At 43.9% G+C, this 23,483-nt stretch carries 14 protein-coding genes and 3 tRNA genes; 15 read left to right on the top strand and 2 right to left on the bottom strand.

The features are described from left to right. Positions 1–6: 6 nt before the first annotated feature. Positions 7–2,619: an MBL fold metallo-hydrolase gene (locus HF312_15835; GenBank protein MCU7521685.1), complete on the bottom strand. Its 2,613-nt coding sequence runs from the start codon at positions 2,617–2,619 to the stop codon at positions 7–9. 214 nt (positions 2,620–2,833) lie between these two features. Between HF312_15835 and HF312_15830 the strand changes: the two genes are divergently transcribed. Both HF312_15830 and HF312_15825 read left to right on the top strand, forming a co-directional pair. Then, positions 2,834–3,280 carry a DoxX family protein gene (locus HF312_15830; protein ID MCU7521684.1) on the top strand — a complete coding sequence of 149 codons (447 nt, stop codon included), beginning with the start codon at positions 2,834–2,836 and terminating at the stop codon, positions 3,278–3,280. A gap of 134 nt (positions 3,281–3,414) precedes the next feature. Beyond that, positions 3,415–4,149 carry a class I SAM-dependent methyltransferase gene (locus HF312_15825; GenBank protein ID MCU7521683.1) on the top strand — a complete coding sequence of 245 codons (735 nt, stop codon included), beginning with the start codon at positions 3,415–3,417 and terminating at the stop codon, positions 4,147–4,149. Between the two features lie 89 nt (positions 4,150–4,238). Here HF312_15825 and HF312_15820 read toward each other — a convergent pair. Next, positions 4,239–4,312, bottom strand: a tRNA-Ile gene (locus tag HF312_15820). A gap of 309 nt (positions 4,313–4,621) precedes the next feature. Here HF312_15820 and HF312_15815 point away from each other — a divergent pair. From HF312_15815 to porU, 13 genes are all read left to right on the top strand, one after another. Then, the gene (locus HF312_15815; protein MCU7521682.1) at positions 4,622–9,985 is read left to right on the top strand and encodes a DUF1573 domain-containing protein; all 5,364 of its coding nucleotides are present in this window, start codon (positions 4,622–4,624) and stop codon (positions 9,983–9,985) included. A 185-nt stretch (positions 9,986–10,170) separates the two neighbouring features. After that, positions 10,171–10,256 (top strand) — tRNA-Leu (locus HF312_15810). A gap of 63 nt (positions 10,257–10,319) precedes the next feature. Then, positions 10,320–10,393, top strand: a tRNA-Val gene (locus HF312_15805). Between the two features lie 48 nt (positions 10,394–10,441). After that, a complete protein-coding gene (gene thrS, locus HF312_15800) occupies positions 10,442–12,367 on the top strand; it encodes a threonine--tRNA ligase (GenBank protein ID MCU7521681.1) in 1,926 nt (641 codons plus the stop codon). 32 nt (positions 12,368–12,399) lie between these two features. Beyond that, the gene (locus HF312_15795; protein ID MCU7521680.1) at positions 12,400–12,930 is read left to right on the top strand and encodes a translation initiation factor IF-3; all 531 of its coding nucleotides are present in this window, start codon (positions 12,400–12,402) and stop codon (positions 12,928–12,930) included. Positions 12,931–12,944: 14 nt separating this feature from the next. Further along, the gene (rpmI, locus tag HF312_15790) at positions 12,945–13,136 is read left to right on the top strand and encodes a 50S ribosomal protein L35 (GenBank protein ID MCU7521679.1); all 192 of its coding nucleotides are present in this window, start codon (positions 12,945–12,947) and stop codon (positions 13,134–13,136) included. Between the two features lie 17 nt (positions 13,137–13,153). After that, complete coding sequence (gene rplT / locus HF312_15785) at positions 13,154–13,501, top strand: 50S ribosomal protein L20 (GenBank protein MCU7521678.1); 348 nt, start codon at positions 13,154–13,156, stop codon at positions 13,499–13,501. 227 nt (positions 13,502–13,728) lie between these two features. Beyond that, positions 13,729–14,745: a phenylalanine--tRNA ligase subunit alpha gene (pheS, locus tag HF312_15780; GenBank protein ID MCU7521677.1), complete on the top strand. Its 1,017-nt coding sequence runs from the start codon at positions 13,729–13,731 to the stop codon at positions 14,743–14,745. A gap of 45 nt (positions 14,746–14,790) precedes the next feature. Then, positions 14,791–17,199 carry a phenylalanine--tRNA ligase subunit beta gene (locus tag HF312_15775; protein ID MCU7521676.1) on the top strand — a complete coding sequence of 803 codons (2,409 nt, stop codon included), beginning with the start codon at positions 14,791–14,793 and terminating at the stop codon, positions 17,197–17,199. Next, positions 17,196–17,510 (top strand): hypothetical protein, encoded by a 315-nt coding sequence (locus tag HF312_15770; protein ID MCU7521675.1) that lies wholly within the window; start codon positions 17,196–17,198, stop codon positions 17,508–17,510. Before HF312_15775 ends, HF312_15770 begins: the two co-directional genes overlap by 4 nt. Positions 17,511–17,541: 31 nt before the next feature. After that, entirely contained in the window at positions 17,542–17,838 is a 297-nt protein-coding gene (locus HF312_15765) for a cell division protein ZapA (GenBank protein MCU7521674.1), read from the top strand. A 263-nt stretch (positions 17,839–18,101) separates the two neighbouring features. Beyond that, positions 18,102–19,664 (top strand): ribonuclease Y, encoded by a 1,563-nt coding sequence (gene rny / locus HF312_15760; GenBank protein ID MCU7521673.1) that lies wholly within the window; start codon positions 18,102–18,104, stop codon positions 19,662–19,664. A 227-nt stretch (positions 19,665–19,891) separates the two neighbouring features. Next, the coding region (gene porU / locus HF312_15755) for a type IX secretion system sortase PorU (GenBank protein MCU7521672.1) at positions 19,892–23,483 on the top strand (3,592 nt) is incomplete at its 3' end.

Raw genomic sequence — 23,483 nt, 5'->3', positions numbered from 1 at the left:
AGCGGGTTATTTTTTCCTGATTGTAACTTCAAGCCCGGTTGCCTTTGTGAATTTTGATGAAGCTTCTTCAAGCCTCTGCGGATCATAGCCGGGGTTTATAAAAATTTCGGCCCTGAGCTCTGAGGTGTGGAGCGACATATTCTTGGTTAATTTTATTCCTGTCTCTTCAAATATCCTTCTTCCGGCATTTATCACCTCGAACTGGTTTATCGCACTGCTGCACCTGATCTGCCAGGCGGTGGCCCTTTCAAGTCCGCTTATAACACTTTTATACTTATTTCCTATAACGGGTGAAATAAAAAAGAGCTCTATAAACTTACCCGTGCCTTCGGTCTTTATGCTCTTGCGGTATATCCTGTCCTCAGTTTCCTTAAAGGCTTCATCTATAAGCCACAGAGCAGTATTCTGCTCCATCTTTTCACCATTGGGAATCCGGGAGTCTCCCTCCGGAAGGGGAGATGGCGAATTATCAGCCTCCGGATTAAAGACCGGAACTGCGGGGCGGCTTGTGTCCATTATGTTCAGCTCAAGTCCCGTTAGCTCCTTGAAGCGGGAAATAATTTCTCTTTTATCTTCAATTACACCCTCCGTCTTAAGTCTTATTTCCCCCAGGTCCTTCATATACGACAGCTTTGTAAATTCAGGGATTAAGGAGGCTGCCGTGCTTTTAACGGCTTCGAGGTTTACTTCGCTGTTTACCTTAACCTCCCAGCCGGTTCTTTCAGCCAGGCGTATTAAGGTGTCTTTATAGCGTTCAGAGGCAACTGCAGGGAAATTGAAATAGAGCAGGATAGTTCTTGTATCTTCCCTCAGTCCTTTCCTGTAGAGTCCGGAATCCAAAGGAAAGCTTTCCTCAACGGCCTGCAGAATTTCAGCCTGGTTTACTCTATGGACTTTTGCGGGCATTTCTCCCTGGAGTTTTTCAGGCGGGATCTCAGGGCCTTGAGGAAGAGTACCGTTTGCCTTAGCCGAGAGCGCCAGCCAGGCTGCAAGCTCCGAAATGTTGTATAAGAACTGTTTTACTTTATTGCGTTTGAAGTACACCGAAGCATTTACCGCATTAAGGAATAGGGCGGTTTCATCCTCAGTAAATTCCCTCCTTCCGAAAGCAGCAAATAGCAGATCCTCGATTGTAAAGTCGCGGCTTTCAAAGCCTGAGACGGCAAGGTGCACAGAAAGTTTCTTAAGCAGATCTTCCGATAATTCGAAAATCTCATTTATGCTGTCAGGCATATTAGTGGAGTGTTTTCTGAGTTTGCTCTTACCGCCGATCTCAAAGGATTCTCCGTTGGAGGGGGCAAAGACAGGCTCTTTAATGCCGGACTGTGTTTCGAGAGACAGCGCCTGAATCACCTTCTCGTCGCCGTGGACAAAAAACACCCTTTTAGGAGCTATGTGGTTTACGAGTGAGATGATTTCATATTTATCGGCATGGGCCGATAGGTTATATTTGCCTATTCCGCATTTGACCTCGAAGGACTTATCGCCGAATGCAAGCATCTTCGTCCCTTTTTCCCTATCCAGGAGGTTTAAGAGCCTTCTGCCGGGGGATTCCTCGTCCTGGTAGCCCGTTATTGCAATATAATTGCCTTCGTCGCCGGCAAGGCGTTCAGCGTAGAACTGGCTTGGTCCTCCTGTAAGCATTCCTGAGCTTGAAATTATGCAGCAGGCTTCATTGGAATTAACTATTGCTTCGCGCGTCTTCATGTCGCGGTTTACTGCAATCACATTTTTAGAGTAGAATATTTCATTATGGCGGAAGACCCTTCTGGAGAGCATCTGGCTGAGGTAATTGGGGTTATTGCTGTAAGCCCGGCAGATGTCATTTACCATGCCGTCGACATAGATCTTAACGTCGGGCAGCATGCCCTTTGCGGCTGCGTTTCTGAGAATAAGAATCACCTCCTGTGCCCGTCCCAGGGCAAAGGCAGGTATAAGTATTTTCTTTCCCGACTCTACAACCTCCCTAACTTTATCAATCAGCATTTTTTCCTCATCCAGGCGGCTGGAATGGAGTTTATCGCCGTATGTCGATTCCACAATTGCGGCATCGGGTTTAAGTTTAGGGAATCGGGCCTTTTCAACCGTGCGCTGCTTTGCCATTGAGAAGTCGCCCGAGTAGAAAACCGAACCGTCCTTTCCGGAGAGATAAATACCCGCGGCTCCCAGGACGTGGCCTGCGGTGTAGAAGACGGCCGAGAGTTCATCATTAAACGGGTTGAATACATATTCCGGGGAATGGCAGATGATTCTCTTAAACATCGATTCGAGCTGTTCCTCGGTAAATACAGGGATTTCCTCCTCCTTAAAGGAGGTAATTTTAAGGCTGTCGTAGAGGAGAACGCGTATGAGGTCTTTTGTGGCGTGAGTCATATAGATGCCGGCCATTGGGTAAGCCGCGCTAAGAATAGGGAGGCTTCCTGAATGGTCTAGGTGTGCATGGCTCAGAAAGATGGCATCAGCTCCGCCTGAGTCCTGAATGAGTCTCAGGTTCGGCAGAGAGCCGGTTGGGCTGTTGGGTCTTACGCCGCAGTCGAAAACGATATTCTTTCTGCCCAGACAAAGGAGCACGCAGCTTGCACCGACCTCACCGGCGCCGCCGCAAAAGGCAATTTTCATATATCCCTGTGAATCCCTGCATTATCAACACGAAATATGGGTATAAAATGATATAATAGCAACGGACAATGAACGGAAAGAAAGCCGGGATATAGTGCTGAAAGCAATTTAATAATTGAGTCAGTCGGGAAATTTTAGTAATTATAATATTAAGTCATCCGGTTGATCGGATAAAAGAATTTTGGAAGAAGAGTTTTAGTCACGCATTAGAAAAATGGAAATACACAACCAAAAGAAAGATAAGGCCATGCAGAACTACAGCATATATCAAAACTCAGCTTTATTACTACTTAGAGTAGTTACTGCGGCAATATTTTATGTTGCCGCCTATATTAAATTTCCGTTCTGGTCGAATGCTCCGGAAGGGATATCTTCATTCATGTTATTTACAACAAGATTACTTTCCATTGCCGAGCCTCTTGGCGCAACTGCTGTCCTGTTGGGGTTTTTAACAAGATGGGCCTCGGCAGGACTTACAATAATTTTAACAGGTGCAATTATTGTAACAAAGTATGTTTATGGAATAGGCTTTGTAACGCCGACCTCGCCGGGATGGGATTTCCCGCTTGCGGTGCTTGCCGGATGTTTGATTCTAATTGCTTTTGGTGCCGGACGGTTTTCAATTGACGGAAGGGAAAAAACAGGCCGGGTTAATTCATAATTTTTTGAAGTCAGGTTAATAATCAGATTATTATTTTGTCAGGCACATTGTTCAAAAGAATTCGAAAAATGGTTATATTCGTGCAGCTCTGTAACAGTTAAAATGAAAAGCCAAAATTGCCCTGAGGAGTGTAATTGAAAGAAAATAAATATGATGATAATGACTTTTTCAGTCAGTACAGTAAGATGCCCCGTTCTGTAGGCGGTTTGGAGTCTGCAGGGGAATGGCATGAATTCCAGAAATTGTTGCCGGATATGAGAGGTAAATCGGTTTTAGATTTAGGATGCGGCTATGGGTGGCACTGCAGATATGCTGTGGAACAGGGGGCCCGGTCTGTAGTTGGAATAGACCTCTCGGAAAAGATGCTGAATGAAGCAAAAGATCGTACAGATGACGAGCGGATTATTTATATGAGAGGATCAATTGAAGATATCAGCTTTGAAAAGGAAGGCTTTGATCTTATTATCAGTTCGCTGGCATTTCATTACATAAAATCATTCGAACCGGTATGTCAAAAATTATCTGAGATATTAAAGCACAAGGGCAGCCTGGTGTTTTCAGTTGAGCATCCGGTTTTTACGGCATTTGGGAATCGGGACTGGGTATATGATGAGAAAGGGAATAAGATTCACTGGCCCGTAGATAATTATTTTATTGAAGGGAGCAGGGAAGCTGTTTTTCTGGGGCAAAAGATTACCAAATATCACAGGACATTAACGACGTATATTAATTCGCTGATAAGTAATGGCTTTATAATAAAAAAAGTAATTGAGCCGTTGCCGTCGCAGGAAATGCTAAAGAAGAATGAAGCAATGCGTGAAGAATTCCGCCGTCCCATGATGCTCCTGATTTCAGCATATAAAGATTAGATAATGAAATCTCACAAAGTTCGCGGCAATTAAAGAACTGCCTGAAAAAACAAAAGCCTCAGATTCCTTTGGAAAATGAGGCTTTTTTGTGGGCCCAGATGGGCTTGAACCACCGACCCTCTGATTATGAGTCAGATGCTCTAACCAACTGAGCTATGGGCCCAATAACAACATTTCAAAAATATGAATAAAAAGGCTTTTATGCAATATAAGTTTTTGTCAAAATTGTTACTAATCGTGTAATTTCCCCCCTTTTTCCCTATATTTATTTTCTGCTTTCAAGGAATTTCCGGTATTTATCAAAATACTGGAGTAAATTTCCTGTTTCCTTAAACCCGTTCCTGATAAAGTTAATGAAAATTTTACTGCAATAAGAAGGAATCCTCTTTTGAGACATATTTGCACTCTTTTACTCTTAATCCTTAATTCTCCTTTCATTTTTTGCGGGAATTATCAGCTAAATCAAAAATCTTTGCTCACTGAATCTGCTTTAGTCCGGTCGGACTTTTCTAGCTCTCTGCCTGGAATAAATTTTCCAAACCAGGCAGGGGGTTATAACTCCTCAATTACCGGAGTTAACCCATTAATTAAATCCTACTACCCGGGTTCCGCGGATTTTAAGATACCTGATTCTCTTTCCATAACCATTTCTTTTGTAAAACCGTTGGATAATAGTACAGTAAAGGATTCCTTTATTGCCGTTTTCAGCTCATTTTACGGAAAAGTATCAGGAACAGTAAAATATGACGACGCCAGCCAATCCATAGTTTTTTTACCCGAAAGGAGGTTTCATCCGAATGAACTGATTTCAGTATCACTTACTCCAGGAGTAAAAACCCTTCAGAACGAGGCAGTGCAGCCCTTTAATTGGACGTTTACGGCGAGCCCTATTTCAGGTTCAGGAACATTTGCACTCTCCGAACCGGTCCCTTTCGGAGATGAATACGGACCATCAATCCTGGCTGATATGAATAATGACGGATTAGTTGACGTCCTTTGTTCAAGCTTTATGTACCAGGGGATCTTTATGATGAAGAATCTTGGCGGACTTAAATTCTCCAGGCAGGATATTTATCTGGGAAAACCTGTGGACAATATTACAACAGGAGATTTTGACGGCGACGGAAAAGTTGATATTGCCTTCCAGCCTGAAGGCGAAAAGCTGGTCGTTATCTTAAAACAGATGCCCGACGGCAGTTTTCAGACCGCTGCTGAAATTACCTGTTCAGCTTATTTAGGTGGCGGATTCTATGCTGCCGATTTGGATGCAGACGGAAAGCTGGACATTTCAATTTGTTCAAATACCGGGTTTAACGGCCAGGACGTACTGCTGCTGTTCCGGAATATGGGCAATATGAGGTTTCAGCTTGCAAAGGAGCTCCCGGTTACTAATGCTCAGAAAATCATTTTCTCCGATATTGATCTGGATGGATATCCTGACATAATTGATGCTTTAAATGAGGAAAAATCGGTCTGTGTATTCAGGAATTCCCGTTCCTTTAACTTTTCAGCTCCCGTGGTATATCCACAGAGTTTTTTGACCTCGCAGATAAATGTTGCAGACTTTAATCACGACGGATATCCTGATATTCTTGCCTCAGGCGGATACGGTTATGATTATTTATCAATACTAATAAACGACAGTACAGGGAATTTCAAGAAAACTGTTCCTGCAGTCAGCTATATCTCCAACGGAAGCTGCACAGTAGGCGATTTTAATAATGACACTTATCCTGATATTGCAATCCATTCTTCTGATTATTTATATATCCTGAAGAATAACTCAAATCTTTCATTTACTGAGTCTAAGGTCTTTTCCGGTGCAAGGGCTATCGGGGATATTGGAGCGGCAGATCTGGATAACGACGGTGATATTGATCTTTACATGGAGTCTGGAAATCCAAGAAATCTCGTCATTGCAAAAAATAAAAACGCGGAACCTGAGGTTAAGCTTCTTAGCAGTTCATACGATTTTGGCGTAACAAAACCGGGAGCCGAAAAGTCAGCTTACTTTGTAGTTAAAAATGACGGCGTATCCGGGACCCTGAACATTTCAGGCATTGCTTCATCAAATGAGGCCTTTACAGCTACGGCTTCAAAAACAACTATTGCTGCCGGCGACACGGCGAAAGTTACAATTCACTTTAAGCAGTCGGGCGCTTTAAGCTACAACGACAGTCTGACAGTTTACAGCAACGATAAATTCCATCCTGAAGTAAAATTTTATGTCTTGGGAAGGGGAGAGCAGGTGCTCTCGTGTTATCCTAAGCCTCTTTCAATATTTGCTTCTGATACTGCACAGATAAGGATTTACTTCAATGTGAGGCTGGATGCTGCAACACTTTCCGACTCTTCGATCGTTATTACGGGTTCGCACTCTGGCAGGCAGAAAGCTGAACTTATATCTTTTGATGACGGATTAAAGCTTCTAACCATTAAAACAGCAAAACCATTCAGGAGGGGAGAAAATGTAACTGTATCTTTGACTTCTAAGATCAGGACGGTTGCATGTGAGCCTCCTTTCCTTCCGCGCATATGGGATTTTAATGTCTCGGCAAAGAGTTCTTCGATGAGTTTCCGTGAACGCTCTTCAATTCAGCTCCCTCAGTACTCATTTAAGCCGGTCACCGCAGATTTTAATAATGACGGGCTTTTGGATGTTGCTGTCCTTACACAGACTAATGAGGAAATAACAATTTATAAAAATGAAGGAGACTTCAGGTTTACAAAAGTAAAATCCATCAGTATTCCACAGGGTCCGCAATCATTGGCCGCAGCCGACTTTGATAACGACGGCAGAGTTGATATTGCCGTATGCAAAGTAGCTTCAAAAATTCAGCTGCTGAAAAATACAGGCAATTTTAATTTTACTTCCTCTGAGACAGATGTTCCGGGCTATCTTCAATATATAACGGCCGGAGATTATGACAACGACGGCCTGACTGATCTTGCCGTCGGCACAGGAAGTTCGGGCGCTGAGATGGAATTTGTAAAGAACATGGGGAATTTTATTTTCAAGGCCTCAAAAATCAAATTTGCGGGCATTTTCGGTCTAGCTTCAGAGGATATCGACGGCGACGGCGATCTGGATATACTGGCTGACATTTATACCGGTTTCCTGCTGCGCAACAACGGCAACTTTTCATTTCAGACATTCAATAATCAATTACTCAATACTTTGCCTTCGGTAAGAGGAGATTTTAATAATGACGGGCTAATCGATTTCGCCGCGGCATCGTACTGGCAGGGCTATAAAGGTTATGAAATACTGGTAAATAATGGCGATTTGAAGTTTACAACCAGCTATTATAATCCCCCGCAAAAGGACATGTCATTCCTTGCAGGATGCGATTTTGACGGCGATTCAACTGTGGAGTTTCTTTCTGCGGCCAGCTGGGGAGTTGAAATGGATAAGTGTAATAAGGACCTTAAAGTCGTTAAGCAGCTTGTTCTGCCTCCATTTAATTTTGAAGCCTCAAACCTGCTGACAGCAGATTTTGACAATGACGGGGATATCGATCTTCTGGCATATAAAATGAATTCCCCACTCACTTTTCTTGAAAACCGGGATCACTTTAGCGAAATAGCTCTCAGCCCTACGGAATATAATTTCGGCAGCGTGCAAAAAGACAGCTCGAAAACATTTTCTTTTACCATAAGCAACCCGGGATCGCTGCCTCTGGTTGTAGATTCTATTTACTGCAGTTCAAAAGCCTTCAGCCTGTTTCCCACTTCCTTAACCGTTGAACCGAGGAAAGCGAAATCTGTAACGGTAACTTTCACTCCCATGGAAACAAAGGCTTATTCCGACAGTGTAGTAATTACAAGCAATGATAAGGTGCATCCGGCCGTTAAATTCATGGTTACTGGCATGTGCAGGCAGGTTATTGTGGATTCATTATACCCGGCGCAGAATTCAGCTTCGGCCGATCCTTCTTTTGCCGCGGTCCGTTTTACGGAGGACATCATTCCTGAGTCGCTTACTCCTTCTTCAGTTTTTATATCTGGCTCCATGAGCGGTTTCCATAATTCAAGAGTTTCATATGATGCTGCAAAAAGGCTTCTTTCAATTGTTCCCGAAGGTAAATTTATCACTGGTGAGGAAGTTGAAATCACATTAAAAAATGATTTCAAACTGAAGTCGCTTAATCCGGTTCTTTCTCCCTTCATCTGGCGATTTATTGTTAAGGCTAAAGAGGGAACGGGCTCTTTCAGGGCGATGAATAATATTCCTACAGGCCAATATCCCAAACTTATCTGTTCGTCTGATCTGGAAAATGATGGTGTTACGGATATGATTGTTTCATTTGAAAACGGAATAGCTGTAATAAAAGGGAGCCTTGATTCCAAACCTGGACTTGCAAAGTCCATAGCACTGACCGATTCTCCATTCGGCATTACTGCCGGAGATTTCAATAACGACGGGAAAACAGACATTGCTGCAGCCTGCAGGAATTCAGTGATCATTCTAAAGAATGAAGGCGGCTTTAATTTTACTAAAGTATCGGTCTTCAGTGGGCAGAATAACCGGATGCTTGCTTCCGATGATCTGGATGGCGATGGGGACCTTGATCTGATAGTTACAAATGATCTTCTTAACACCGCTTATGTGCTCGAAAATCAGGGCAATTTTACTTTCCGGGCAATCATGCTGCCATCAACTCTTGAGCAGGTGCTTGACTTAAAAACAGGGGATATGGATAACGATGGCGATATTGACATTGTTATTAGCAAATATGCCGGTGATCCGCTTTGCATTTTTGAAAACACGGGCAATATGAGTTTTAAGGCTAAAGGCCGGAACCCGGGCACTCCCTACATCAGGTCGATGGTACTTGCCGATATGAACCACGATACCTGGCTTGATCTGGCATCCGGGCAGCCCTATATAAATTCGCTCTGTTTAATTAAAAATTTGGGCGGACTGCAATTCTTTTTGTCTGACCAGCAGACGGGTGCAGACCCTCTCTCGCTTACGGGCAGCGATTATGACAGTGACGGGGATATTGATCTGGCTTCTGTAAATAACGGGTATTCGAACCAGGGGTATATTTATACAAACCAGCATATGGCCTTTAAGGTCTCAGGCTACTTTGCCAGTGAATCCGGCTCAAACCGTATGACCTCTGGCGATTTTAACGGCGACGGGGCAGTGGATATTGCATATGTAAATGAGGCTTCAGGCACTGTAGGCTGGCTGCTTAATGTGCGTCAGAACAGCTACAGCCTTTCATCTCAGGTGCTTAAGCTTCCTGATACAGAACCATTAAAATCAGTCTCAAACAAAATTACTATTAAAAATACCGGCCTAAACCCGTTTACTGTCGACAGTATATACGTTAAAAATAAAATATTTTCTGTCTCCATCAGTAAGACTTATCTGGCAAGGTACGACTCTGCGGTTGTTACAGTGACTTTCAAGCCCGATTCCCTTGGCAGTTTCTCTGATACGCTTTATATTGTAAGCAAAGTTGATTCCGGCAATCAGGTGCTGCTCCAGGGCAGGTGTGTTGAAAAAACAGCAGTTACGGATAGGAAAAACCTTCTGCCCGTGAAATTTGAGCTGGGGCAGAACTACCCGAACCCGTTTAATCCTTCCACGTCCATAAGCTTTGCACTTCCCGCAGAGTCATATGTAAGGGTAAGGATAATCAATTTACTGGGGCGGAGTATCTGTCTGCTCGCTGATAAGGTCTTTGAAGCCGGATATCATGAGGTGAGATGGTCACCTGTAGGAGTTTCCTCTGGAATCTACTTCTATTCCATTGAAGCCGATCCGTTAAACGGGAAGGGGAGGAAATTTACAGAAGTAAAAAAGATGATATTTCTCAAGTAAATGCATGTTTCCGGATTATTATCTTGAAATACAGGAAATTTTAGCGAAATTTGATAATTATTGTTAAATTAGCTCCTTCAAGATAAATCAATTGAGGAACATTGTAATCTTCCGGATTAAACTTATAAAATTGTTCTTGTAAATTTTGGTATAAAGTTTTATATTTGAATTCCAATTCTATTTATGCCGGGGTGGCGGAATTGGTAGACGCACAGGACTTAAAATCCTGTGGGTATTTATACCCGTGCCGGTTCGACTCCGGCCCTCGGTACTTAATTGATTGGATCTGAACCTCCTGACAAGAGGTTATTCAGAGTGAATTCTTTGTCGGCTTGGGTTCTTAGCTCAGTTGGTTAGAGCGTCTGCTTGACGTGCAGAAGGTCAGAGGTTCGACTCCTCTAGAACCCACTTAAGAAACCGGAGTTCGCTCCGTTTTTTTTTAAAAAGAAGTGTATTATGGAAAAAATCAAGGTAAGCTTTCCCGACGGGAGCGTAAAGGAATTTGATAAGGGCACTACCCCTTACCAGGTTGCAGAGTCTATCTCCAAAAGACTTGCTGAGGAGGCTCTGGTAGCTGAAGTAAACGGCCAGGAGAAGGATCTGTCCACTCCATTAACGAGCGACGTTACTCTCAGGCTTTACACCTTTGATGACGAAAAGGGGAAGGAAGCCTACTGGCATTCAACTTCACACCTTATGGCTCACGCCATTACATCGCTTTACCCTGAGGCTAAATTCGGCGTCGGTCCCGCTATAGATTCGGGATTCTACTATGACGTCGACGTTAACACTCCCATTACGGAAGAGGAACTGAGAAAGATCGAAAAACGCATGTCCGAGATCTCTCAGCAGAATAACCCCTTCCAGAGAGAGGAACTCAGCAAAGGCGATGCACTCAGGTTTTTTGAACAAAAAGGCGACCCTTATAAGGTCGAAATACTGACCGAGCTCGACGAAAACAACGAGACTATCAGCATTTATAAGGAAGGTGAATTTACAGACCTATGTACGGGTCCGCACCTCCCCTCAACCGGAAAAATAAAGTTTGTAAAGCTCCTTACCGTCTCCGGCTCTTACTGGAGAGGCGACGAGCATAATAAACAGCTCCAGAGGATCTACGGCATCTCTTTTCCTAAGAAAAAGATGCTGGAAGACTATCTCGTATTCCTTGAAGAGGCTAAGAAAAGGGACCACCGTAAACTCGGGCGCGACCTTGACCTGTTCAGCCTTCACGAGGAAGCAGGACCGGGACTCGTTTACTGGCACCCGAAGGGCGCCCGTCTCCGCCTGGAAATTGAGAACTTCTGGAGAAAAGCCCATTTGAATAACGGCTACGATATTCTTTATACGCCGCATATGGGCAAAAGCTGGCTCTGGGAAACCAGCGGTCACTTAGGCTTTTATAAGGACAGCATGTATGCCCCGATGAAGGTGGACGAGCTCGATTACTATGTTAAACCGATGAATTGCCCGTTCCACATCATGGTCTATAAATCGCACCTGCGCTCTTACCGCGACCTGCCCTACAGATGGGCTGAGCTTGGAACGGTCTACCGCTATGAAAAAAGCGGCGTTCTGCACGGTCTATTGCGCGTAAGAGGCTTTACACAGGACGATGCGCACCTCTTCTGCGCCGAGGAGCAGATGGAAGACGAAATTATTGAGGTCCTCCGCTTCTCGATGTTCATGTGGCGCTCATTCGGCTTTGAAAAGATGGAATTCTACCTTTCAACAAGGCCTGAAAAGTCGGTCGGCGACGAAGCGCTCTGGGAAAGAGCTACAAAATCGCTCGAAAGCGCAATGAAGAAGGAAGGCTTAAGCTATAAGATTGATGAAGGCGGCGGTGCTTTCTACGGCCCTAAAATTGATATTAAGATTAAAGACGCTCTTAACCGTGAATGGCAGATGAGTACTATTCAGTTCGATTTCAATATGCCTCAGCGCTTCGGAATGAAGTACATTGGCGAGGATGGAAAAGAACATACGCCGTTTATGATTCACAGGGCCCTGCTCGGCTCCATTGAGCGTTTTATGGGAGTTTTGATTGAGCACTATGGCGGAGCTTTCCCGGTATGGCTTGCTCCGACACAGGTTGCTGTTGTTCCGATTTCGCAGAATTTTTACGATTATGCTAAGACAGTTGCTGACGAACTTAAGAAATATGACGTAAGGGTTGAATTAGACAAGAGAAATGAAAAGATTGGCTATAAAATCAGGGATTGGGAAACCAAAAAGGTTCCTTATATGTTGATTGTAGGTGAGAAAGAAGCCCAGTCAAACATGGTCTCTGTAAGAAAACATAAGACAGGCGACCTGGGCAGCATGGCACTGGATGAATTCAGAGCTAAAATTCTTGACGAAATTTTATCAAAAAAACAATAACAACAAAGAGGTCAAATATCTCTCAAAAAACATTGAAACACCGCGTAAACGAGGAAATCAGGGTCCCTAAGGTCCGTCTGATAGACTCGGATGGCAGTCAATTAGGTATTTTATCAGGAAGGGATGCCCTGAGGGCGGCCCAGGAAAAAGGGCTCGATCTGGTGGAGATTGCTCCGCAGGCAGATCCCCCGGTTTGCAAAATTGTCGATTACGGCAAGTTTGTTTACGAAATTCAGAAAAAAGAAAAGACACAGAAGAAAAATCAGCAGGTGTCGATATTAAAGGAAATAAGACTTCATCCTAATACCGATACTCACGATTTTGAATTTAAGGTGCGCCACGCAAGAAACTTCATCGAGGAAGGCAATAAGGTGAAGGTTTCCGTTATCTTTAAGGGCAGGGAACTTGCCTATACGGTGCACGGCGAAAACCTGCTGAAAGATTTTATTGCGAAAATGGAAGACGTTGCCAAACCTGAATTTGAAATGAAATTCGAAGGCAAGGCTATGAACGTTATTTTGGTTCCTTTGAAAGTGAAATCAAAAAAGAAAACTAATATATAACAGGTATAAGCGATATGCCCAAGATGAAAAGTAACCGCGGCGCAGCTAAATCATTCAAACTGACTGCCGGCGGAAAGGTCAAAAGACACAAAGCTTTTAAAAGCCACATTCTGACTTCTAAGAGCCGCAAAAGAAAACGCAGCTTAAGACATTCGGTTGTTGCATCGAAAGCTGATACTAGACGTATCAAAATAATGATTCAATAAAGTTATAAGGATAAATTATGCCACGCTCTAAGAATAAAGTTGCTTCACATAGAAGACGCAAAAAAATTCTAAGTATGGCCAGAGGCTACTGGGGTGCAAGAAGCAAGGTCTATACCATCGCTAAGAACTCAGTTGAAAAAGGCCTTCAGCATGCTTATGGAGACAGAAAATTAAAGAAAAGAACATTCAGAAGACTTTGGATCGCAAGAATCAATGCTGCTGCCAGATTGAATGGAACTACCTATTCAAAACTTATTAATGGTTTGAATGTCAAAGGCATCAACATTAATAGAAAAGTACTGGCTGCGATGGCTGTTGAAAATCCGGGTGCCTTCACTGAAGTAGTTAAGATTTGTCTTAGTTAATTTTTGTACCTCCCTGGAATGCTTTACTTCATGTAAAGTCCAGGGAGTATTTTTTTTGTATTCAGGTCCGGTGCTAAACTGAGAATATGACCGCAAAATGAGTCCCTTCAAAAGAGGAATTCTTTGCTTTAATCCTGAGGCTGATTCTGGAAAATTTCTTGAATCCGGTTCTCGGGCTTTTGGGTTTTAAAAGGTTTATCTGCCGCGTCCTACATCAAATAAGTGATATGGATATACTGCAAACAATAAAAGAGACTGATAATAACTTCAGCCAGGAAATTCAGAAAGTACAGGATCTCAAGACACTTGAGGATCTGAGGGTTAAATACCTGAGCCGCAAAGGCCTGGTTTCCGTACTCTTCGACGCCCTGAAGGACGTTTCCAGAGAGGAAAAGCCCGCAGTCGGAAAATCCTTAAATGAACTGCGTAATTCGGTTACTATGAAATTCGAAGAGCTGAAAGAAAGGCTCGAACAGGCCTCAGGGCACGATCACGCATTGGTTGACCTGTCGCTTCCGGGACGCAAGATTGAACTCGGCAGCAGGCACATTTTAACCCAGACCCTTGATGAAATTAAAACAATTTTCAAAGGCTTGGGTTTTTCTGTTTCTGAAGGTCCCGAGCTGGAAAGCGATTATTATAATTTCGAGGCCCTGAATTTCCCGCCGGACCACCCGGCAAGGGATATGCAGGATACATTTTTTGTCAATAAAAGTTATCTTTTAAGGACTCATACCTCGCCCGTGCAGGTGAGGGTAATGACTTCACAGGAGCCCCCGGTGCGCGTTATTATGCCGGGCAAGGTTTACCGCAACGAAGCCATCAGCGCAAGGAGCTACTGCCTGTTCCACCAGGTGGAGGGGCTTTATGTTGATACGGATGTTACCTTTGCCGAACTTAAAGGGACACTGGTTTCATTTGCCAGACAGTTCTACGGAAGCGACCTCAAGTACCGCTTCCGCCCGAGCTTTTTCCCGTTTACGGAGCCGAGCGCCGAAATGGATATTACGTGCTACATATGCCACGGCAAAGGATGCCGCATGTGCAAGGGTTCGGGATGGCTTGAAATCTTAGGATGCGGCATGGTGGATCCAAACGTCTTTAAGGCCGTTGGATACGATCCTGAAAAGTATACCGGATATGCTTTCGGTATGGGCATCGAGCGCATTGCCATACTGAAATATGACATACCCGACATAAGAATGTATTTTGAAAACGATTTAAGATTTTTAAAGCAGTTTTAATGCTGATAAAGTCCTCCGCGGAGGAAAACATTTTGGAGTTTTATTTTGAAGATATCTCTTAACTGGTTAAAAGATTATGTGGATTTGGAAGGCATTGCTTCTTCTGAAATAATCGATAAGCTCACCATCTCGGGCCTCGAGGTTGAGGACGTTGAGGAGAAGGGCGCTGAGTTCGATAACATAGTGGTAGGTTTTGTAAAGGAAAAGAAAAAGCACCCGAATGCCGATAAGCTTTCAGTCTGCGCCGTTTCAACGGGCGCCGAGGAGTTTAATGTTGTTTGCGGAGCACCGAACGTTCAGGCCGGCCAGAAGGTGGCGTTTGCCAAAATCGGCGCCGTAATTCCTGAGGGCGGCTTTAAGATTACAAAAGCCAAGCTCCGCGGCGAGGTTTCAATGGGCATGATCTGCAGCGAAAAGGAGCTCGGATTAAGCGACGACCACTCAGGGATCATGGTGCTTGATAACGGATTTGAGCCTGGAACACCGTTAAAGGAAGCCCTGGGGCTTGATGACACAGTAATTGAAGTTGCAATTACCCCGAACAGGCCCGATGCTTTAAGCCACATCGGCGTTGCACGCGACCTGGCAGCAATCTTTAACAGGAAAGTCAAACTTCCCGAAGTTAATGTAGCTGAAGCAGGCGAGAGAATTGAAAAACTCGCTTCTGTAGAAATTCAGGACAATGCAGGCTGCCCGAGGTACACCGCACGCGTAATCAGGAACGTAAATGTTAAGGAATCGCCGAACTGGCTCAAGAAAAAGCTTACAAGCGTGGGCCTGAGGCCTATAAATAACATTGTTGACGTTACAAACTTCATTCTGCATGAGCTCGGCCAGCCTTTGCACGCATTTGATTTAGACCGCCTTGAAGGGCAGAAGATTGTTGTAAGACGCGCCTCCGACGGCGAGACATTCACCACACTCGACTCAAAGGAAAGAAAGCTTACATCAAACGACCTTATGATCTGCGACGCCGAAAAGCCGGTTGCAATTGCAGGCGTTATGGGCGGCGAGAATTCAGAAGTTACAAACGCTACAAAGAATATTCTTCTTGAATCGGCGTATTTTAATCCTTCTTCAATAAGAAAAACATCCAAGTCGCTTATTCTTTCCACGGATGCTTCATACCGTTATGAAAGGGGAACAGACCCTAACATTACGCCTTATGCCGCAAACCGTGCAATGCAGCTTATGGCTGAACTGGCTGGTGGAGAAGTCCAGACGGGTACAATTGACGTTTACCCGGAAAAAATTGAGCCCATGCATGTAACCTTAAGGTTTAACCAGATCGAGAGAATTCTGGGCTTCGGCGTGGAAAAAGGGGAAGTTAAGGATATTCTTCTTAACCTGGGACTTAAGTCTGTCATGGAAGGCGAAAGTGAACTGACCTTTGAAGTCCCGACCTTCAGGCCGGACATTGAAAGGGAAATCGACCTTATTGAAGAAATTGCAAGGATCTACGGCTACGACAGGATACCGACAGTTGAGAAGATCTCAATTACCTTGAGCGGAAAAACTGACCAGTCGGCATTTAAAGACACACTGAGGGATGCTGCCAACGGGCTGGGATTTTATGAGATCATAAGCAATTCGCTGCAGTCAAAAGAAGTAGCAAGCCTTACAGGAAGCCCCGTTGAAATGCTGAACCCGCTGAGCGTGGACATGGCGGCTTTAAGGACGTCGCTTCTTCCGGGGGCGCTCTACGCGGTAGCAAAAAACCTGAACGTGGGTGAAAAGAACCTGAAGCTCTTTGAGATAGGGCACGTGTTCAATAAGCTTTCGGAAGGGGAAATAAAGAGTTTCAAGGACTTTTCGGAAACTCCTGACATGATGTTTACTGTTACAGGAAAAGCCGATACAGTAAGCTGGTATTCGAAGGAAAGAGCCTATGACATATATGATTTAAAGGGAATTGTCAATAGCTTTCTAGAAAAGATTTGCCTTGACAATGTTTTAGTAGATTCATATAATCTAGTTGAAAATAAAAATTTTGAATATATTTTTGAAAAGAAGTATAAAGATCAGGTTGTAGGCAGGGGTGGTTTAGTACGTAAGGACGTTCTAAAGAAGTTTGATATATCGCAGGAAGTTTATTGCTTTGAGTTCAACTTAAGTGCTCTGGCAGAAATTCCTGTTCCGCAGAAGAGATTCAAGGGGCTCTTGAAGTTCCCGAAGGTTTTGCGGGATTGTGCTTTTATTCTCGATAAAAATGTGACCAGCCAGGATGTTGTTGGTCTGATTTATAAGAGCAGTTCTAATCTGCTGAAAAAGGCAGAGCTGTTTGATATTTTTGAAAGCCGGAATCTAGGGCCCGGAAAAAGAAGCATGGCGTTTTCATTGGAGTATTACGATGAGAACAGAACCTTAAAGGATGAAGAAGTTGATAAGGATTTCAACCGTGCTGTGGAAGCTGTAATTAAACAATTAAATGCAGAATTTAGAGGGACCAGTTGACTGAGTTATCAAAATATGACGTGATTTTGGAAGAACTGAATGCTTTGGAAAAGCAGTTTTCAGCCCAGTCCAAAAAGATCAGAGATCTTCTTGCCAGAATTGAAACTCTGGAAAGAACAAACAGGGAATTTGTATTTGAAAATTCAGGCCTGAAAAGCAAGGTCATAGAACTGGAATCGAAACTGGAAGACTTAAAAAGGGAAAACAATAATCTAAGAAACGGGGGGGCCCTTAATAGAAAAGACAGGGAAGACTTAAAAGCACAAATCAATGAATTAATCAGTAAAATTGATTTTCATTTACGTTCTTAAAATATTGTCTGTTTGATGGAAAAGATATACAATGACTAACAAAAAGAAGCTGAAACTAAAAATATTTGACAAAGAGTATTCTCTTTTGGTGGAAAACGAAGAACTTGCCACGGAGCTGGCTCATTACGTTAATAAGGTAATGAACGAGACAAAAGAAGAACTACCCGATCAACCTATACAGACAATTGCTATCATTGCATCTTTAAATATCGCTTACGACCTATTTCTTGAGAAAAACAAGTTTAGAGAATTTAGTAATCTGGCAATTGACAAGATAAAAAGAATAAAGCTTCTTACAAACGAGTCCCAGATATCGAGCCCATCTTAAAGAAAGTTTAATTCCGCACTGCTAGTTTAAATTATATGAAGAACTAACTTCTAAACACGGGGTTATTGACTTACGACGTCTATTGCAGGCCTCATCCCGTCAAGAGCGGGACCATGCCCATTGCGGCGTGGCAGTGGAAGCAAAAAGCGTTCGGGCAATTTCCCACACTAAATTAACAGGGTTCTTCCTTGTTAATTTGGGCTGGCAGTCGCGGAAAATTTTGAAAAAATCCTACTTGTTGTGGAGGTAAAATGGATCTGCAGATGGATCTGATGTTCTTAATACTAATGATTGCAGGTGTAGTGGTTGTGATGTTCTACATGGGATGGCTGTTTAATTCAAGACTTGGTAAGAAAAGTATTAATTCTGCCGAGGAAAGAGCTAAGCAAATAATCGCCGATGCAGAAAAAGAATCCAATAATATTAAGAGAGAAAAATTATTAGAAGTTAAAGATGAATGGTTGCGCAAGAAACAGGAATTTGATGCGGAGATAAATCAGAAAAGACAGAAGTTACAAAATTATGAAAAGCAGCTCGCAATACGTGAAGAAAACATCGATAAGAAGTATGAGCTGATAATTAAAAAAGAAAAAGATACTAAAGCCCTAGAAAAAGATATTGCTGTTCAAAGACAGAATCTGGACTTAAAGAGCCAGGATCTCGATAAATTGATCTATGAGCAGAATGTGCGTCTGGAAAGGACTGCAGCCCTCACGGCGGAAGAAGCCAAGAAAATGCTCATGGAAAATATGGTCAACCAGGCCAAGAGCGACGCCACACACCTTATTAAGGAAGTGCGCGACCAGGCCAAGGTTGAAGCCAAGAAAGAAGCCCAGAGAATTGTAATTCAGGCCATACAGCGCACCGCAGTTGACCATTCAGTTGAAACTACCGTTTCTGTTGTTCAGATTCAGAACGAGGAAATGAAAGGCAGGATCATAGGCCGCGAGGGCAGAAACATCCGCGCCTTTGAAGCCGCAACAGGCGTTGACGTAATTGTTGACGATACACCGGAAGCCGTTATACTTTCTGCTTTCGACCAGTTCAGGCGTGAAGTTGCCAGGATTGCACTCGAAAGGCTGATTGGCGACGGCCGCATACACCCGGCAAGAATTGAAGAAATTGTTGAGAAAGTACGCGTTGAACTCGAAGAAGCTGTCCTGCATGAAGGGGAGAATACCTTTATTCAGTTAGGCCTCCACGGAGCTCACCAGGAGATAATCAAACACGTAGGACGCATGAAGTACCGTTCAAGCTACGGGCAGAACCTGCTTCAGCACTCAATTGAGGTTGCATATCTTACAGGCATCATGGCTGCTGAACTTGGCATAGATACAAACCTTGCCAAACGCGCAGGCTTACTGCACGATATAGGCAAGACAATTGACCGCTCAATTGAAGGGCCTCACGCCCTCTTAGGTTACGACCTGGCAAAGAAATTCAAGGAGCATCCGGTAGTTGTAAATGCCATCGGAAGCCACCACGACGATATTGAAATGGAGCACCCGATCTCGGCCCTTGTTCAGGCCGCAGATGCAATAAGCGGTGCCCGTCCGGGAGCAAGGCGTGAACCATTGGAAAGCTACGTTAAAAGGCTGGAGAACCTGGAGAACCTTGCCAAGTCGTTTGAAGGCGTGGCAAAAACCTACGCCATACAGGCCGGGCGTGAAATCAGGGTTGTGGTTGAACAGGATAAGGTTGATGACGTATTTGCAGACAGGCTTGCTTATGACATCGCACAGAAAATTCAGGAAGAAATGGAATATCCCGGACAGATAAAGGTTACGGTGATAAGAGAAGTAAGAAAGATTTCTTACGCAAGATAAATTTAAGATTTTAGTTTTATTAAAAATGCCGCTTTGTTTCATACAGGGCGGCATTTTTTTTGCGCCAGCTATTCTATTGGGCAATTATTTTCTTCCAGGTTTATTTATTAAAATTCAAAAGAACTTGACATAAATTATAGCAGTAGCTAAATTAGCTTCAATAAAAAAGGATGTCTATCGGGTATTTGCTACGTTATATCTATTTTTCAATAAGCAGCATGGGAAGCATGAAAAGCAAATACTTTTTCCTGTTTACTTTTATTCTCCTATCCGTTATTTCTGTACGGGCAAACCAGGATATAAAAGTCATTTCTTCAGACGCAAGGTCGCTTACTCTGGAATTTACTCCTCAGTACACAGACACCTCTTCGGTTATTATTAATAACCAGACTTTCAGGCGCATTTCATTTTCGGGCGGTGAAATCCATAATGCTAATGATTACGGCATGCCGGCAATTCCGGTTGAGTCGTTCTCAATCGGCGTTCCTGGTGAATCGGGAAATACCATACAGGTAATAGCATCCGATTACACGGAACTTAAGGGAAGGGTGGCTCCGGTTAAGAAAGCCGTGTTCAAGGGAGGTATGATTTCCTACACCGATTACCTGAGCGGTAACTACGGCAGCTATAAGACAGAGGACATAGTTTCTTTCGGGGAATTCGGAATGGCCAGAAGTTTCCCCGTGCAGACGGTAAATATCTATCCCGTTCAGTTCGATGCCGAAAAGAATATAATAAGGCTCTATAAGAAGATAGTAATCAGGATTAACTTTGCTTCAGTAAAACCCAATCAGGGCACAGCAGCAAAAGATGACGACCTTCTTAAGGAAAGCCTGATAAATTACCAGGCGGCAAAGAATTTCAGCATAGTTCAGCCGCGCAGGCTTGGCAAGGCTGCCGTCAGCAGTGTTCTTTCGCAGGGCAGGTGGTTCCGCTTTGAGGCCCCGGCAGAAGGGATGTATAAAATTACTGCCAGTTTCTTAAAAGACCAGGGACTTGATCCCAATTCAATAGACCCCAGGACGATAAAAATCTATAACAATGGCGGGAAGGTACTTCCTGAGGCACTTAACCTTGAGGTCCCGAACGATCCTGTAGAAAACAGCGTATTTCTCTATAAGGCACAGGATGACGGGAAATTTAACAGTGAAGATTACATCCTTTTCTACGGAAGGGGAAACCAGTTCTTTGACTATGACACTTCAAGCCACAAGGTTGTAAGGTATTTCCACCCGTATTCAAACAGCAACTACTACTGGCTTACATTCTCCCAGGGACAGTCGAAGAAGATGCAGCAGGTTCAAAGCCTGACCCAAAATCCTGATTTTGTACAGACAACGACAAAGGCTTTTGCTTCATGGGAGGAAGACAAGTACAAGCTCATGAACTCCGGCAGGTATTATGTAGGGGATGACTTCTCGGAGACAAATAACAGCAGGACCTATCTTACAAACCTGAACGGAATTGTAAGCGGAAGCACCATTGCTTATAAATTCAACTTTGTAAACCGCTCAGAGTATAGTGCTTTGGTCAGTGTGGAGGAAAATTCAGGCTCCATTCTAAACAGATACATAAGCGGCGTGGGTAAGGGTAAGCTTGACGATCCGCAGGCCGCTTATTATGCTGTAAGCCAGGTATTTACTGCCAGCTGCAGCACAACACTCCCGGACGATAGGAGTATACTTAAGTTTACATATAAACCGAACGTTGGAAGCGAGTCGACGGGATACCTGAACTACTTTGAGATCTATTACGATAAACAGCTTAAAGCCTATAAGGATGCCCTCACATTTTATTCCATGGACAATACTGGAATCGAGGAGTTCAGGCTTAGCGGCTTCAGCTCAAGCGGCATAAGGGTGTTTGACGTTACAGATTATGCGAACGTAAAACTTATCGAATCAAACATCAGCGGAGGGGACTGCTCCTTCAGGGTTCAGGAAAGAGAGGGAAATGTTTCTAAGTACATTGCAGCCGGATTATCGGCTTACCTGACGCCTGGGAAATTTACAGAAATGAGTAACTCGAACGTGCACGCAACGCCTGAGGCAAAGTTCATCATAATAACCAGCAAGAACTTTATGGACGAGGCACTGCGCCTTAAGACCTTTAAGGAAACCGGGGCTAAGTTTAAGATCTCAACAAGCGTAGTTGACGTGGACCAGATCTTCAACGAGTACTCAAACGGCATGAAGGATGTAAGCGCAATCCGTAACTTCGTCCGTTATGCTTATGACAACTGGAGTGTAAAGCCTGAATACGTGCTCCTTTTAGGAGACGGTAACTACGACTATAAGGAAGTTGAGAAGGCAGGGGAGAACTTTGTAATTCCTTATGAATCTTATGAATCGTTTGTTTATATGAGTTCATATGCCTCTGATGATTATTACGTAACCGTTTCGGGAAATGACAACATACTGGACCTTGCAATTGGGCGCATCAATGCCAGAACGGCAGAAGACGCAAAGGCAGCGGTGGATAAGATTATAAAATATGAGACCGATTCCGAATTAGGCCTCTGGCGGAATCTTGTTACTTTGGTTTCCGATGACCACTTTGACAGCGACGGGCCCGATTACATAGATCATGGCCCGCAGTCTGAAACCATTTCAAGTTATTATATTCCGCCTACATTCGACCAGAACAAGATTTATGAGGAGTTCTACCCCACAGTTGCAACAGGAACGGGCAAAAGAAAGCCCGCTGTGAACCAGGCAATAATCAGAGCAATTAACGACGGCACACTTATCTTAAACTGGATAGGGCACGGCAACCCTGAGGTCTGGTCGCACGAGTACATATTTGAGAGAAATGTAACCATACCGCAGCTGGTGAACGACAAATATTTCTTCCTGGTGGCAGCAACGTGCGATTTCGGGCGATATGACGGAACTGAAGCTCAAAGCTCAACAGAACTCATGCTCTTAAAGCCCGACGGGGGGTCTATCGGAGCTTTTACCGCGGCAAGAACCGTTATTGCCGGCCAGAATTTTACCCTGATACAAAAATTCTATTCTAACCTTTTCAGGACAGACTCCACGAGGTATCTGCAGCCGGTAGGTAAAAGCTATTATGCAACAAAGATGGTAAGTAACGATATTAACGACCTTAAATATCATCTTTTCGGTGATCCAACAATACGCCTTCTGGCTCCTATGGAGGCAGCCGGAATAGATTCAATTAATCATAAGACACTTTCGGCAGACGTTCAGGTAAGAGCCCTTTCCAGGACAAGTATTGAAGGTTCAATCAGCATGGCTAACGGCTCTGTAGACAGGAGTTTTAACGGAGAGGGGCTGGTTTCTGTTTACGACTCCCGGAAAAAGGTCACAATGAAAGAATTCAGCGGCACTCCGGCAACCTTCCAGGGAGGACTTCTGTTCCGCGGGATGGTATCGGTTGAAAACGGGAAGTTCTCCACAGACTTCCAGGTGCCGAAGGATATCTCTTATGAGAACAAGAACGGGAAGGTGGTAGCCTATTTGTATAACAGCAATAAGGATAACGTTGTTGGTTATACGAACAACATCATAGTAGGCGGCACAGACTCCAGTGCAGTAAACGACGGAAAGGGTCCCGAGATCGGTATAACATTTGATGACGAGCAGAATAACTCCTCGTACCTGGTAAGTCCGGGCTTCACGATGGATGTAAGTCTTAAGGACGCCTCAGGCCTTAACACCACTGGAACCGGCATTGGTCACAAGATCACGGGAATACTGAATGAAAATGAGGCAAGCCCCATAGACCTTTCGGGCTACTTTGTAGGGGACTTGAATGCAGGGGGAAAATCAGGAACTATTAAGTATAAATTTAATG

The sequence above is a fragment of the Ignavibacteria bacterium genome, from assembly GCA_025612375.1.
Classification (GTDB): Bacteria; Bacteroidota; Ignavibacteria; order Ignavibacteriales; family SURF-24; genus JAAXKN01.
This window is presented reverse-complemented; position numbering and strand designations above follow the sequence as displayed.

What these genes read in the sequence shown, in the direction of transcription:
- HF312_15835 (MCU7521685.1), bottom strand. Translation starts at nt 2,619, where the DNA reads ATGAAAATTGCCTTTTGCGGCGGCGCCGGTGAGGTCGGTGCAAGCTGC.
- thrS (MCU7521681.1), top strand. Translation starts at nt 10,442, where the DNA reads ATGGAAAAAATCAAGGTAAGCTTTCCCGACGGGAGCGTAAAGGAATTT.
- HF312_15765 (MCU7521674.1), top strand. Translation starts at nt 17,542, where the DNA reads ATGACTAACAAAAAGAAGCTGAAACTAAAAATATTTGACAAAGAGTAT.
- pheS (MCU7521677.1), top strand. Translation starts at nt 13,729, where the DNA reads ATGGATATACTGCAAACAATAAAAGAGACTGATAATAACTTCAGCCAG.
- rplT (MCU7521678.1), top strand. Translation starts at nt 13,154, where the DNA reads ATGCCACGCTCTAAGAATAAAGTTGCTTCACATAGAAGACGCAAAAAA.
- HF312_15830 (MCU7521684.1), top strand. Translation starts at nt 2,834, where the DNA reads ATGGAAATACACAACCAAAAGAAAGATAAGGCCATGCAGAACTACAGC.
- rpmI (MCU7521679.1), top strand. Translation starts at nt 12,945, where the DNA reads ATGCCCAAGATGAAAAGTAACCGCGGCGCAGCTAAATCATTCAAACTG.
- rny (MCU7521673.1), top strand. Translation starts at nt 18,102, where the DNA reads ATGGATCTGATGTTCTTAATACTAATGATTGCAGGTGTAGTGGTTGTG.